This window comes from Proteus sp. fly-1067 (assembly GCF_040139345.1).
Classification (GTDB): domain Bacteria; phylum Pseudomonadota; class Gammaproteobacteria; order Enterobacterales; family Enterobacteriaceae; genus Proteus; species Proteus vulgaris_B.
Genome location: NZ_JBEEUL010000007.1, coordinates 1 through 13,521, shown reverse-complemented (window position 1 = coordinate 13,521; position 13,521 = coordinate 1). Strand labels below are relative to the sequence as shown.

Below are 13,521 nucleotides of genomic sequence, written 5' to 3'. Positions count from 1 at the left end.
TGAGGAACATAAAATGGGCGGTATTAGCATTTGGCAATTACTTATCATCGCTGTCATCGTTGTCTTATTATTTGGTACAAATAAACTGCGCACATTGGGCTCAGATTTAGGTGCATCAGTAAAAGGCTTTAAAAAAGCGATTGGTGACGAAGCTGCAGATAAAGACACCAACAACGCTGAAAAAACAAATAACGACGCAGATTTTGATACTAAAAATTTAGCGCAGAAGACTTCAACAGAAGAGAAGTCTACAACTGAGAGCAAAAACAAAGAGCAGGTATAAACCGTGTTTGACATTGGTTTTAGTCAGCTGCTATTGGTCATGGTGATTGGTCTTGTTTTTCTGGGGCCAGAACGTTTGCCCGTAGCAGTAAAAACAATTGCTGGCTGGGTAAGGGCGCTACGCTCTTTGGCTGCGAATGTACAAAATGAGCTAACTCAAGAACTCAAACTTCAAGAACTCCAAGAGAGTTTGAAGAAAGTTGAAGAGAAAGCAAATTTACAAACGTTATCGCCAGAGTTAAAAGCGTCTATGGATGAGTTAAAAGAGGCTGCACAGTCTTTAAAGCAGACTTATCAAGCACCTTCAACGCCAGACTCAACAACAGAGCAGTCTGTAAAAACCGACTCTACGGAACCTTCACCTTCTGATCTTGCTGCGCTTGCTGAAGCTGATGAAGTTAATGATGATGCTAACAGCCATAAACCTGTTGTGGCAGAAAGTGTTACAAAGACAGAAGTTCCTGTTACTAAAACAGTAACAATAGAGAAAAAAATAACTGATCAGGTCAATGGTGAGCATTAAAACATGGCAGTAAATGATACCCAACCGCTGATCAGCCATTTAATAGAACTACGCAAGCGTTTGATGTATAGCTTGGTTTCTGTTTTAGTGGTTTTTTTAGGGCTGGTTTATTTTTCTAACGATATCTATCAATTAGTCTCGGCTCCATTACTCGATAAGTTGCCACAAGGGTCAAATATGAGTGCGACAGATGTTGCCTCTACTTTTTTGACTCCGATTAAATTGACAATCATGGTATCTGTTTTTGCTTCTGTACCTGTTATCCTTTATCAGGTATGGGCTTTTATCGCACCAGCATTGTATAAACACGAACGTCGCCTGATGTTGCCGTTACTTGTTTCAAGTACGGTATTATTCTATCTCGGCATGGCGTTTGCTTATTTTGTTGTGTTCCCTCTTGCATTTGGTTTCTTTGTTAATACAACCCCTGAAGGGGTTAACTTTATTCCAGATATCAGTAAATATCTCAGCTTCGTGATGACGCTCTTTATGGCGTTTGGTGCGGCGTTTGAAGTACCTATTGCGATTATCTTACTGTGCTGGAGTGGTGTAACAACACCAGAAGCATTAAAGAAAAAACGTCCTTATATTCTTGTGGGTGCCTTTGTCGTTGGTATGGTATTGACGCCACCAGATGTTTTCTCTCAAACCTTATTAGCAATACCGATGTACTTACTGTTTGAAATCGGTGTCATGGTATCGCGTTTCTATGTGGGTAACGGCCGAAGAAAAACACCTGAAGAAGAAGCTGAGGAAGCAGAGGAAGAAGCTGAAACAGAACAGCAAAAATAGTTTTAGGAACAAGGTTCCTGGAATCATATGATATTAGCCCAGCAATAGCTGGGTTAACTTTTTCTAGGGGGACTCTTTTTTAAATTCTTTATTACTCACTGATTTTTTCACTTCGCTATTTAATATGTTTAAAAGCAAAATTGAGCGAGCCTCACCATCAGGTTCTTGATATATAGCTTGAATTCCTTGAAAAATACCCTCTGTAATCAATACACTATCTCCACTATGAGGTACATTTTCTTCACTATAAGTGAGTGATGAAAGTTGGGGTATTTGTAATGTATCAATCACATCTTGAGGAACAGTGACAGGATATTGCCCAAAGCGGACAAACGAGCTCACTCCACGTGTTGAGTTAATGGTTGTGGTATGGATCACTTCAGGATCAAACTCGATAAAAAGGTAATTAGGAAAAAGAGGCTCGGTTACTGCTGTGCGTTTTCCTCTTACTATTTTTTCTATGGTAACCATTGGTGTGAAACAGCCCACTTGCTGACGTTCTAAGTGTTCGATAGCGCGAGGAACTTGTCCTCGTTTACAATACAGCAAGTGCCATTTTTTCATAATAGAGACAATAAGTTAGTTAATTTTAATTTAAGTGATAATAGCAAATTTATAATTATGGTAACAGTCATCTATTGGGTTTAAGTAAAAATAGCCTAACGTGGTTTTATACTGGAAAAAAAATAGAAAAGCTGTGTTCATACGCAATAAAAGAGGTCGTTTTTGTTACTTTCAATTGGATCTCAGATAGAGGTAACAAGTTGACAAAAAAGTGATGGTAAAAACAAGAAAAAGCTTTCAAGATAATTATCTTAGAGTTCTATTCATAATTATAAAGAGGTTCTGTAATGGAAGTTTTTTTATTAAGTAACGGAAAAATTGCCGGGGATCCACGATGGTTAAGTTATGCGAAAGATAATATCGATAACATGATCAAAAAACGTGGTATTCGTTCTGCTGTATTAATTGCCTATGCTGTTATTCGTTCTGATCATGACCAACGTGCTCGTGATTTATCAGAAGTGTTAGGTATTGAAGTGACTTGTATTGAGCATTTCGATTCAGAAGTTGACGCAATCAATAATGCGGAATGTATTTTAGTTAGCGGTGGTAATACTTGGTTATTAAACCAAATGCTACATGAAAAAGGATTAGTTGTTCCTATCCAACGTGCTGTCCGTGAACGTAATATTCCTTATATTGGTTGGAGCGCAGGTTGTAACGTTGCAACCCCAACAATTCGTACAACCAATGACATGCCAGTACGTTCCTCTGTTATCATGCCATCACTTGGCTTGTTCCCTGTTCAAATTAACCCACATTACATTGATGCTTCTATTAGTGGTCATATGGGTGAAACACGTGATGAGCGTATTGCTGAGTTTTGTGCTATTAACCCTGAAGAGATTGTTGTGGCTATCCGTGAAGGAAGTTACTTATATATTCATGGTGAAGAATTACATTATTACAGCGCTAAAAATGAAGGTTTTAAAATCTTCCAACATGGAAAAACATTTCCTGAACAGTTTGATACTAAATTACTTTCAGAGTGGGTTCCATTCCGTTGTTTATAAGTATAGTAAACGCTATCAAATAAAAAGCATTGCATTTTAGTGAGTTATGCGTTTAGCTTATAGCGTCTCAAAGAGGGCATTGCCCTCTTTTCTTTCACTCACTGGCTCGTAAGATTATGATGAAATACCGCGATTTAAGAGATTTCCTTTCATTATTAGAAGAAAAAGGTGAATTAAAACGTATCACCTTCGAAATAGATCCCTACCTTGAAATGACCGAAATAGCGGACAGAACTTTACGTGCCGGTGGGCCAGCGCTGTTATTTGAAAATCCCAAGGGGTTTGATATGCCAGTGCTTTGTAACTTATTTGGCACACCAAAGCGTGTGGCTATGGGAATGGGGCAAGATGATGTTAAAGCTTTGCATGAAGTCGGCAAACTATTAGCATTTCTAAAAGAACCCGATCCACCGAAAGGCTTTCGTGATCTTTTTGATAAGTTGCCCAAGTTTAAGCAAGTTTTAAATATGCCAACAAAACGCTTGAGCAAAGCACCTTGCCAGGAAGTTGTTTTAACGGGTGATGATGTTGATTTAACAAAGATCCCTGTTATGCATTGTTGGCCTGAAGATGCAGCACCTTTAATTACTTGGGGATTAACGGTGACTCGTGGCCCACTTAAAGAACGCCAAAATCTGGGTATTTATCGCCAGCAAGTGCTGGGTAAAAACAAAGTGATTATGCGTTGGTTATCGCATCGTGGTGGTGCTTTAGATTTTCAAGAATGGTGTCAAAAACATCCGGGTGAACGATTCCCTGTTTCCGTAGCATTAGGGGCAGATCCCGCTACTATTTTAGGTGCTGTAACACCGGTACCTGATACATTATCTGAATACGCTTTCGCAGGCTTATTGCGTGGAAATAAGTCAGAAGTTGTAAAATGTCTTTCGAATGATCTTGAAGTGCCTGCAAGTGCTGAAATTATCCTTGAAGGTTACATTGAACCGGGAGAGCTTGCGCCAGAAGGACCATATGGCGATCACACAGGATATTATAATGAAATTGATTCTTTCCCTGTGTTTACCATTACGCATTTAACGCGCCGTAAAGATGCAATTTATCACTCCACCTATACAGGGCGACCACCTGATGAACCCGCAGTATTAGGTGTTGCACTTAATGAAGTGCTTGTTCCTATATTACAAAAACAATTTCCTGAAATTGTAGACTTTTATCTACCTCCTGAAGGATGTTCTTATCGTTTAGCCGTTGTGACTATGAAAAAACAGTATGCGGGTCATGCTAAACGCGTAATGATGGGAGTTTGGTCTTATTTACGGCAATTTATGTACACCAAATTTGTGATTGTTTGCGATGATGATGTCAATGCAAGAGATTGGAAAGATGTGATTTGGGCAATTACAACCAGAATGGATCCTGCGAGAGATACCATTATGATGGAAAATACGCCTATTGATTATCTTGACTTCGCTTCACCTGTTTCAGGATTAGGATCAAAAATGGGTCTTGATGCGACCAACAAATGGCCTGGTGAGACAGATAGAGAATGGGGTAGACCTATTGTGATGTCTGATGAAGTTAAGCAACGAGTCGATACTATTTGGGAACAGCTCGATATTCTTAAATAATAACAGAGGAACAACATGGCAATACTGAATTGTAAAGTCTCACTTGTTGAGCCGATGACAGATACGGTTTATCGGGTAAGGCTATTACCCGATGGCGAATTTGATTTTCAGGCTGGGCAATATCTTTTAGCTGTTATGGATGAACGTGATAAACGTCCTTTTTCTATTGCATCTATACCTGAAAATAAAGACTTTATTGAACTTCATATTGGTGCGTCTGAACTCAATCTTTATGCGATGGCTGTGCTTGATGTGATTTTAGAAAAACAGCAACTCACCATTGATATTCCTCATGGAAATGCATGGTTTAAAAAAGAGAGTCAGCGTCCTCTACTATTAATTGCTGGCGGCACAGGTTTTTCTTATACCCATTCAATTTTACTGGCAGCATTAGCTGAAAACCCACAGAGACCTATTACAATTTATTGGGGGGGAAGAGAAAGCATTCATCTCTATGATCTCAATGAATTACAAGAATTATCAGAGTTGCATCCTTCTTTAACCGTTGTCCCCGTAGTTGAACAACCCGATGAAACTTGGCGAGGCAGAAAAGGTACGGTATTAACTGCAATAAGCGAAGATTTTGGTGATTTATCAGAATATGATATTTACATTGCAGGGCGTTTTGAAATGGCCAAAATAGCCAGAGAGCGCTTTTGTAATGAACGTAATGCAGATAAAACACGCTTATTTAGCGATGCGTTTGAATTTATTTGATAACGTTTTTCCACGTTATTATCGATTTTGTTTTTAAAACCATAAAAAAACCCGCCCCTGACGGCGGGAAAATGGTTTCTAACCATGCAATCGAAAAGAAGACTTTCATAATGATAAGAACGTGGATATACAGAATATCGCATTAAACACGTTCTATAATCGTTGCAATACCTTGCCCTAATCCAATGCACATTGTGGCTAAGCCAAATTGTGCATCTTTACGTTCCATAATATTGAGTAACGAGGTTGTTATACGTGAACCGGAGCAACCTAAAGGGTGTCCTAAGGCAATTGCACCGCCGTTTAAATTAATCTTGTCATCTAGACTTTCTAGCAAATTCATTTTCTTCATACAGGCTAATGATTGTGCTGCAAAAGCTTCATTGAGTTCAAAAATATCAATATCACTGAGTGTTAATCCTGCTTTCTTCAATGCAATTTCTGTCGCAGGAACAGGGCCATAACCCATAATTGCGGGATCGCACCCTGTAACAGCCATAGCACGAATAACAGCCCGAGGCTTTAAGTTATGCTCTTTAGCATAACGTTCACTGGTGATAAACATCGCTGATGCACCATCCGAAACTGCGGATGAATTTCCTGCTGTTACAGAGCCAGTTACGGGATCAAATACAGGTTTTAGTTGCGCTAAATCATCAAGACTTGGGTTATAACGAATAACTTCGTCATTTTTAACATTGATGAAATTACCCGTTGCATCATGACCATTGATAGCCACTATCTCATTATCAAAATAGCCTTGTTGTGTTGCAAGAGCTGCTAAATGGTGAGAACGATAAGCAAATTTATCTTGGTCTTCACGTGAAATTTGAAATGATTTAGCTAACATTTCTGCGGTTAAACCCATGGAAAATGAGGCCTTAGCAACAGAAAGATTGAGAGATGGATTAAAATCCGCATTATAAGTCATTGGCACATGACCCATATGTTCAACACCACCAATTAATGCCACTTGGCTATCACCAAGCATAATTTGGCGAGCGCCGTCATGTAATGCTTGCATTGATGAACCGCATAAGCGATTAACCGTGGCAGCTGGCACTTTATGAGGAAGTTCGGCTAATAATGCAGCGTTACGTGCAATGTTGAAACCTTGTTCTAAGGTTTGCTGTACACAACCCCAAATCACATCGCCAATATCATTAGGATTAATATTAGGATTACGTTTTAGTAGTGCTTGCATCAGGTGAGCAGAGAGATTTTCTGCTCTAACATGGCGAAAAGCACCACCTTTAGAGCGTCCCATAGGAGTACGAATACCATCAATTATGACAACCTTTTCCATTTCATCTCTCCTTAAGCGAGTTCTCTGATGTTAACATCTACTTTTGTGGGTTTTGGATAATAGGTTTCGTTGTGTTGTGCTTTCTGTTTTAAGCTTTCAGGGATTTGATAAAGTGCCCCTAATGACGCATATTGCTGTGCATCTGCAACGAATTTTGCAGTTCCAATAGTATCGAGGTAACGGAATACACCACCACGGAAAGGAGGGAAGCCTAAGCCATATACTAGTGCGATATCAGCTTCGGCTGGTGAAGCAATAATACCTTCATCTAGACAACGAATAACTTCATTGATCATTGGGATCATCATGCGAGCAATAATCTCGTCTTGGCTAAACTCTTGTACTTTACCCACATTTTGTTGAATGAGTGTTTGAATTTGCCCATCAACTGATTTCTGTTTTTTACCTCGTTTATCAACTGTGTAATTATAGAAACCATGATTATTCTTTTGCCCGTATCGCTGTTGTTCATATAACAGTGCAATAGTATCGCGTTCAATAGTTCCCATTCTGTCAGGGAAGCCTTGAGCCATAACAGCTTGAGCATGATTAGCGGTATCAATACCCACAACATCAAGTAAATAAGCTGGACCCATTGGCCAACCAAATACTTTTTCCATCACCTTATCAACAGCAATAAAATCAGCACCGTCTCTTAGCAATAGAGAGAATCCTGCAAAATAAGGAAAGAGGACTCGATTTACAAAGAAGCCAGGGCAATCATTAACAATAATCGGTGTTTTGCCCATTTTGCTTGCATAACTAACAATACGATTAATGGTCTCTTCACTGGTTTTTTCACCTTTAATAATTTCCACTAAAGGCATGCGATGGACAGGATTAAAGAAATGCATACCACAGAAATTTTCTGGGCGTTTTAAGGATTTTGCGAGCAATGAGATAGGTATCGTTGAGGTATTGGAAGCAAGGATCGCGTTATCTGCTAATAATGCTTCTGTTTCTGCAAGTACAGTTGCTTTTACTTTTGGATTTTCAACAACAGCTTCAACCACAATATCTGCATCGCTGACAGAGGCATAATTTAGTGTTGGTTGAATAGAGGAGAGTGTTTTCGCCATATCAACAGCGGTCATACGACCTTTTTCTTGGCGTTTTTGTAATAGGCTTAGTGCTTCATTCATACCCAGTTCAAGGGATTTTTGGTTAATATCTTTCATAATAACCGGAATACCTTTTAAGGCTGACTGGTAGGAAATTCCACCGCCCATAATACCTGCACCTAATACAGCTGCTTGTTTAGGTAATTCTGCATGCCGTTTTTTCGTAATATTTTTGACATACTGATCATTGAGAAAAATACCGACTAAGGCTTTAGCAACATCAGTGCGCGTGAGTTTGACAAAACTTTCGGTTTCAAGAGCAAGTGCTTCATCTCTATTTAAAAATGCTGCTTTTTCTATGGTTTTAACTGCGGTGATAGGCGCTGGATAATGAGAGCCAGCTACTTTCATCACCATGCCTTTAGCTACACCAAAAGACATCTTATGTTCAAGTTCTGTCAATCTTAATGGCGCTGTTTTCGGATAACGAGCGGCCTTCCAATCAATCTTACCGTCAATGGATTGTTCTATTAGCGAAATTGCACTCTCTTTTAAGTTTTCCAGTGGAACAATAGCTTGGATCAACCCATTTTGAAGAGCCGTTTGAGCATCAATATCTTTACCCGCAGTAATAATTTCTAATGCATTATCGACACCAATTAAACGGGGAAGACGTACTGACCCACCAAAACCGGGCATGATCCCAAGTTTGGTTTCTGGAAGACCAATGCGTAAATCAGGGGATGCAATTCGGAAATCGGTAGCAAGTACACATTCGCAGCCTCCACCAAGTGCATAGCCATTGATAGCAGAGATGGTGGGAACGGGGAGATCTTCGAGTCGGCTAAAGATTTTATTAGAAAAGTGTAGCCACTGAGTCAATTCTTCTTCAGGGGCATCAAATAGGGATAAAAACTCAGTGATGTCAGCTCCGACAATAAAGGCAGGCTTTTCAGAACGTAAAATAACACCTTTTAGATCTTGTGTTGCCTCTAATACAGTTAAAGCTTCGCTTAGCATCGCAACTGTTTTGGTATCTAATTTATTAATAGAGCCTTTGGCGTTAAAAACGAGTTCAACAATACCTTGTTTCACCCAATCGACTTGAATATTTTCGCTTTGATAGAGCATTTGTATTCTCCCTAAAAGTATAGACTGGTATGACCAGATAATAAGAGTGTGAATACAATGTTAAATAAATGCAAATAATTGATTAAAAAACTGCAAGGAGGATCACAGTGAAATTATTTAACTTATTGAATTTTATATTGTTGCTCTATTTGATAAAAGTAAGTGATATAAATCGCTAATAATCTATTTTTGTTATGGTATTAGCTACTAAAAGAGTTGGCGTGTTAAGCTGAATCATTAACAATGAATAAGATAAGGTAATTAATAATGGAAAAATTGCTCTCTCTGTACCAAGAACATATCAAAACTCTACAAAATCGTACGCGTGATGCTTTATCCAGACACCATCTTGATTCCGTATTAATTCATTCTGGTGAGCCTATTCGTATTTTTCTTGATGACAGTGATTATCCTTTTAAAGTTAACGCACATTTTAAAGCATGGGTACCTGTGACTGATGTACCTCATTGCTGGTTATTAGTTGATGGTGTTAATAAACCAAAATTATGGTTTTATTCTCCAGTTGATTATTGGCATAGTGTTGAAGCACTACCAAGTAGCTATTGGACACATGAAATTGAATTAATTCATCTCAAAAATGTTGATGATATTCAAAAAGAACTTGCTCCTTATATTAATAAGAATACTGCTTATATTGGCCCAAATACGCAACGTGCTGAATCATTAGGTGTGAGTATTGATAATATTAATAATCAATCTCTTCTTAATTATTATCATTACTATCGTGCCTATAAGACAGGTTATGAATTAGCCTGTATGCGTGAAGCTCAGAAAATGGCAGTGAATGGGCATATTGCTGCACGCGAAGCTTTCCAAGCGGGATTAAGTGAATTTGATATTAATATGGCGTATTTAATGGCAACAGGTCATCGTGATACCGATGTACCTTATGGGAATATTGTTGCATTAAATGAGCATGCGGCTGTGTTGCATTACACAAAATTAGATCATGAATCACCAGATGAATATCGTAGTTTCCTTATTGATGCTGGCGCAGAATATAATGGTTATGCTGCTGATATAACTCGTACTTATAGCGCAAAAGAAAATCATGAATTTACGTCTTTAGTTAAAGATATGAATGATGCTCAACAAGCGCTGATCGCAACGATGAAAGCGGGTGTGCGTTACACAGAATACCATGTTCAAATGCATCAGCGTATTGCTGGATTGCTCAATAAATACGGTATTGTGAAAGGTGTTAGTGAAGAAGAGATGGTGAGTGCTGGCTTAACGACACCATTTTTGCCTCATGGTTTAGGACATGCTTTAGGTCTGCAAGTTCATGATGCTGCTGGGTTTATGCAAGATGATAAAGGAACTCATTTAGCTGCTCCTGCTATGTATCCATTCTTACGTTGTACACGTATTATTGAACCTGGCATGGTATTAACGATTGAACCTGGATTTTACTTCATCGATTCTTTATTAGAGCCTTGGAAAGATGGGAAATACAGCACTCATTTTAATTGGAAGCAAATTGAACACTTCAAACCCTTTGGTGGCATTCGTATTGAAGATAATATTATTATCCACGATAACAAAATTGAAAATATGACCAGAGACTTACATTTAGCCTGATGAAAGCGTATTTGATCCCCGCTGAAACTGTAGAGTTCAGTGAAGAAATAAAGAAAAGCCGTTTTATTACATTTATTGCTCACACTGAGGGCATTGATGCAGCTAAAGCCTATATTCAGTCTATCAAAGAGCAATTTCCTGATGCCCGACATCATTGTTGGGCTTTTGTTGCTGGTAGGCCAGATGATTCGCAACAATTAGGATTTTCTGATGATGGTGAACCAACAGGTACTGCGGGAAAACCTATTCTAGCTCCCCTCTTAGGAAGTGGAATGGGAGAAGTAACCGCAGTGGTTGTTCGGTATTTTGGCGGGATCAAATTAGGAACAGGCGGGTTGGTTCGTGCTTATGGTAGTGGTGTTCAGCAGGCATTAAAAATATTATCTACAAAGACAAAAGTGCCACAATTACGCTTTAATGTGGAGTGTGAATATTCACTTGTTTCATTACTTGAACAAGTCGTTGAACAATATCAAGGGCAAGTGCTCTCAAGTGAATATACTGATAAAGTCACATTTATCCTTTCATTGCCAGCTGTACATAGTGGTGAAGTGGAAATTAAACTACGCGATATGAGTCGTGGCAGTATGCAATTAATCCCATTAGATAAAAATGAATAATCTTTGCTACCAAGGAAATCGCTAAATGCATTTTCGTTCAATAACCCGTATTGTCGGACTACTCGTTATCTTATTTTCTGTCACGATGATCATTCCTGGTATTGTCGCGTTAATATACCGAGATGGTGCCGGACGAGCATTTAGCCAAACATTTATTGTCGCATTGATCATTGGGTTAATGCTGTGGATCCCCAACCGACATAAGAAAAGTGAGCTGAAGCCTAAAGAGGGCTTTCTTATTGTGGTTTTATTTTGGACTGTATTGGGCAGTGTGGGGGCATTACCGTTTATTTTTTCTGAGCAACCACACCTTTCTATAACAGATGCATTTTTTGAATCTTTTTCTGGGCTTACTACGACAGGAGCTACAACCTTAGTAGGGCTAGATTCCTTACCTAAAGCTATTTTGTTTTATCGCCAAATGCTTCAATGGTTAGGGGGGATGGGGATCATTGTATTAGCAGTCGCTATTCTTCCTCTTTTAGGTGTTGGGGGAATGCAGCTTTATCGTGCAGAAATGCCGGGGCCATTGAAAGATAATAAAATGCGACCTCGAATTGCAGAAACAGCAAAAGCACTGTGGCTTATTTATGTCTTGCTTACCATCATTTGTGCTTTAGCATTATGGATTGCAGGCATGGATGTATTTGATGCTATTTCTCATAGCTTTTCAACTATTGCAATTGGCGGGTTTTCTACTCACGATGCTAGTATTGGTTATTTTAATAGCCCAACTATTAATATCATTATTGGTGTATTCCTCTTAATTTCTGGGTGTAACTTTGGCTTACACTTTGCTGTATTAACAGGAAGAAGTCTTAATATTTATTGGCGTGATCCTGAATTTCGTATGTTTATCTCAATTCAATTGGGATTAGTCATTATCTGTAGCGGTATTCTTTGGCTTTATTCTGTATATGATTCAGGATGGATAACCATAAATCAGGCCTTTTTCCAAGTTGTCTCTATGGCGACAACTGCTGGTTTTGCAACAGACAGTTTTGCACAATGGCCGGCATTTCTACCTCTTCTATTATTATGCTCAGCTTTTATTGGTGGGTGTGCGGGATCAACAGGTGGTGGATTAAAAGTGATCCGTATTTTACTTTTATTCTTACAAGGGAATCGTGAATTAAAACGTCTTGTTCACCCGAATGCAGTTTATACCATCAAACTTGGTCATCGAGCATTACCTGAACGCATTATTGAAGCCGTATGGGGATTTTTCTCCGCTTATGCTTTGGTATTTATTATTAGCTTAATGTTGTTGATCGCAACGGGGGTTGATGAGTTCTCTGCATTTTCTGCTATTGCAACAACATTAAATAATCTTGGGCCTGGACTAGGTATTGTCGCTGATAACTTTACGACAATGAATCCGGCTGCAAAATGGATACTCGTCGTAACAATGTTATTTGGACGACTAGAAGTTTTCACATTATTAGTTTTATTTACCCCAACGTTTTGGCGTGATTAATCTAATACAAGGAGTGATGTATGAGCGCGCTATTGTTGTATTGTAGTACTGATGGTCAAACTAAAAAGATAATGATACAAATCGCGAATGAATTAAGACAACACGGTTATGAATGTGATGTGAGAGATTTAACCTCTGTCCAGCAGAGTTTAAATTTATCTGCTTATAATAAAGTCTTAGTGGGTGCTTCTATTCGTTATGGTTACTTTAATAAAGCTCTCGATAAATTTATCACTCGCCATCTTGCACAATTGAATAGTATGCCGTCCGCATTCTTTGGCGTTAATCTTACGGCAAGAAAAGAAGAAAAGAATACACCTGAAACGAATGCTTATATGCGTAAGTTTCTAGATAAGACCCCATGGAAGCCAACATTAACGGGTGTATTTGCTGGTGCCCTTTTTTATCCTCGTTATAAATGGATTGATAGAGTCATGATCCAGCTAATTATGAAGATGACTAAAGGTGAAACAGATCCTACAAAAGAAATTGAATATACGGATTGGAATAAAGTAAGCGAATTTGCCTCTTATTTTGCCAAAATTGAGTGATATTCCACCTTTATTGTTGGGTTTTTATACGTCTTGTTGGTGTTTTGAACGAACGGAAAATTATTTTAAAAAAACACTTGCGCTAATCCGAGATCTCCCTATAATGCGCATCCACTGACCGGCGATGAGCAAACAACTAGCCACGCAGGACGGTGAAGAGAAAAGAAAAAAGTTTGAAAAAACTCTTGACTCTTCAGAGGAATAACGTAATATACGCCTCCTCGCAACAACGCAGAAGACCGGAAACGGCAGCGAATGTTGCACTGCTCTTTAACAAATTATCAGACAATCTG

The 13,521-nt window shown here is 38.8% G+C and carries 13 protein-coding genes; 10 read left to right on the top strand and 3 right to left on the bottom strand.

Annotated features, from left to right (window positions below):
- The first annotated feature begins 13 nt into the window (after window positions 1-13).
- From tatA to tatC, 3 genes are read left to right on the top strand one after another with little or no spacing between them, the layout of a single operon-like run.
- Window positions 14-283, top strand: coding sequence for a twin-arginine translocase TatA/TatE family subunit (gene tatA / locus ABN217_RS10960; RefSeq protein ID WP_006535549.1), 270 nt, complete (start codon window positions 14-16; stop codon window positions 281-283).
- Window positions 284-286: 3 nt separating this feature from the next.
- Window positions 287-805, top strand: a complete 519-nt coding sequence (gene tatB / locus ABN217_RS10955; RefSeq protein WP_166539237.1) for a Sec-independent protein translocase protein TatB — start codon at window positions 287-289, stop codon at window positions 803-805.
- A gap of 3 nt (window positions 806-808) precedes the next feature.
- On the top strand, window positions 809-1,597 hold the full coding sequence (gene tatC / locus ABN217_RS10950; protein WP_072069490.1) for a Sec-independent protein translocase subunit TatC: 789 nt from the start codon (window positions 809-811) through the stop codon (window positions 1,595-1,597).
- A 63-nt stretch (window positions 1,598-1,660) separates the two neighbouring features.
- Here the strand turns inward: tatC and rfaH are convergent, their stop codons facing one another.
- Window positions 1,661-2,161, bottom strand: coding sequence for a transcription/translation regulatory transformer protein RfaH (gene rfaH / locus ABN217_RS10945; RefSeq protein ID WP_197269600.1), 501 nt, complete (start codon window positions 2,159-2,161; stop codon window positions 1,661-1,663).
- A 287-nt stretch (window positions 2,162-2,448) separates the two neighbouring features.
- Here rfaH and pepE point away from each other — a divergent pair, with 287 nt between their 5' ends.
- The 3 genes from pepE to fre all read left to right on the top strand — a co-directional run bounded on the left by pepE (window position 2,449) and on the right by fre (window position 5,480).
- On the top strand, window positions 2,449-3,174 hold the full coding sequence (gene pepE / locus ABN217_RS10940; protein WP_072069488.1) for a dipeptidase PepE: 726 nt from the start codon (window positions 2,449-2,451) through the stop codon (window positions 3,172-3,174).
- A gap of 119 nt (window positions 3,175-3,293) precedes the next feature.
- A complete protein-coding gene (gene ubiD, locus ABN217_RS10935) occupies window positions 3,294-4,763 on the top strand; it encodes a 4-hydroxy-3-polyprenylbenzoate decarboxylase (RefSeq protein ID WP_072069487.1) in 1,470 nt (489 codons plus the stop codon).
- 15 nt (window positions 4,764-4,778) lie between these two features.
- Window positions 4,779-5,480, top strand: coding sequence for an NAD(P)H-flavin reductase (fre, locus tag ABN217_RS10930; protein WP_072069486.1), 702 nt, complete (start codon window positions 4,779-4,781; stop codon window positions 5,478-5,480).
- 142 nt (window positions 5,481-5,622) lie between these two features.
- Here fre and fadA read toward each other — a convergent pair whose 3' ends face one another.
- Window positions 5,623-6,786 (bottom strand): acetyl-CoA C-acyltransferase FadA, encoded by a 1,164-nt coding sequence (gene fadA, locus ABN217_RS10925; RefSeq protein ID WP_196554336.1) that lies wholly within the window; start codon window positions 6,784-6,786, stop codon window positions 5,623-5,625.
- An 11-nt stretch (window positions 6,787-6,797) separates the two neighbouring features.
- Window positions 6,798-8,978: a fatty acid oxidation complex subunit alpha FadB gene (gene fadB, locus ABN217_RS10920; RefSeq protein ID WP_349459398.1), complete on the bottom strand. Its 2,181-nt coding sequence runs from the start codon at window positions 8,976-8,978 to the stop codon at window positions 6,798-6,800.
- 267 nt (window positions 8,979-9,245) lie between these two features.
- Between fadB and pepQ the strand changes: the two genes are divergently transcribed.
- Genes pepQ through hemG form a run of 4 tightly spaced genes read left to right on the top strand, consistent with a single transcriptional unit; the run spans window position 9,246 to window position 13,228 of the window.
- Window positions 9,246-10,580 carry a Xaa-Pro dipeptidase gene (gene pepQ, locus ABN217_RS10915; RefSeq protein ID WP_196554338.1) on the top strand — a complete coding sequence of 445 codons (1,335 nt, stop codon included), beginning with the start codon at window positions 9,246-9,248 and terminating at the stop codon, window positions 10,578-10,580.
- Complete coding sequence (locus ABN217_RS10910; protein WP_196554339.1) at window positions 10,580-11,200, top strand: IMPACT family protein; 621 nt, start codon at window positions 10,580-10,582, stop codon at window positions 11,198-11,200. Before pepQ ends, ABN217_RS10910 begins: the two co-directional genes overlap by 1 nt.
- 25 nt (window positions 11,201-11,225) lie before the next feature.
- A complete protein-coding gene (trkH, locus tag ABN217_RS10905) occupies window positions 11,226-12,677 on the top strand; it encodes a Trk system potassium transporter TrkH (protein ID WP_072064491.1) in 1,452 nt (483 codons plus the stop codon).
- A 20-nt stretch (window positions 12,678-12,697) separates the two neighbouring features.
- Entirely contained in the window at window positions 12,698-13,228 is a 531-nt protein-coding gene (hemG, locus tag ABN217_RS10900) for a menaquinone-dependent protoporphyrinogen IX dehydrogenase (RefSeq protein WP_072069481.1), read from the top strand.
- The last annotated feature ends 293 nt before the right edge of the window (window positions 13,229-13,521 follow it).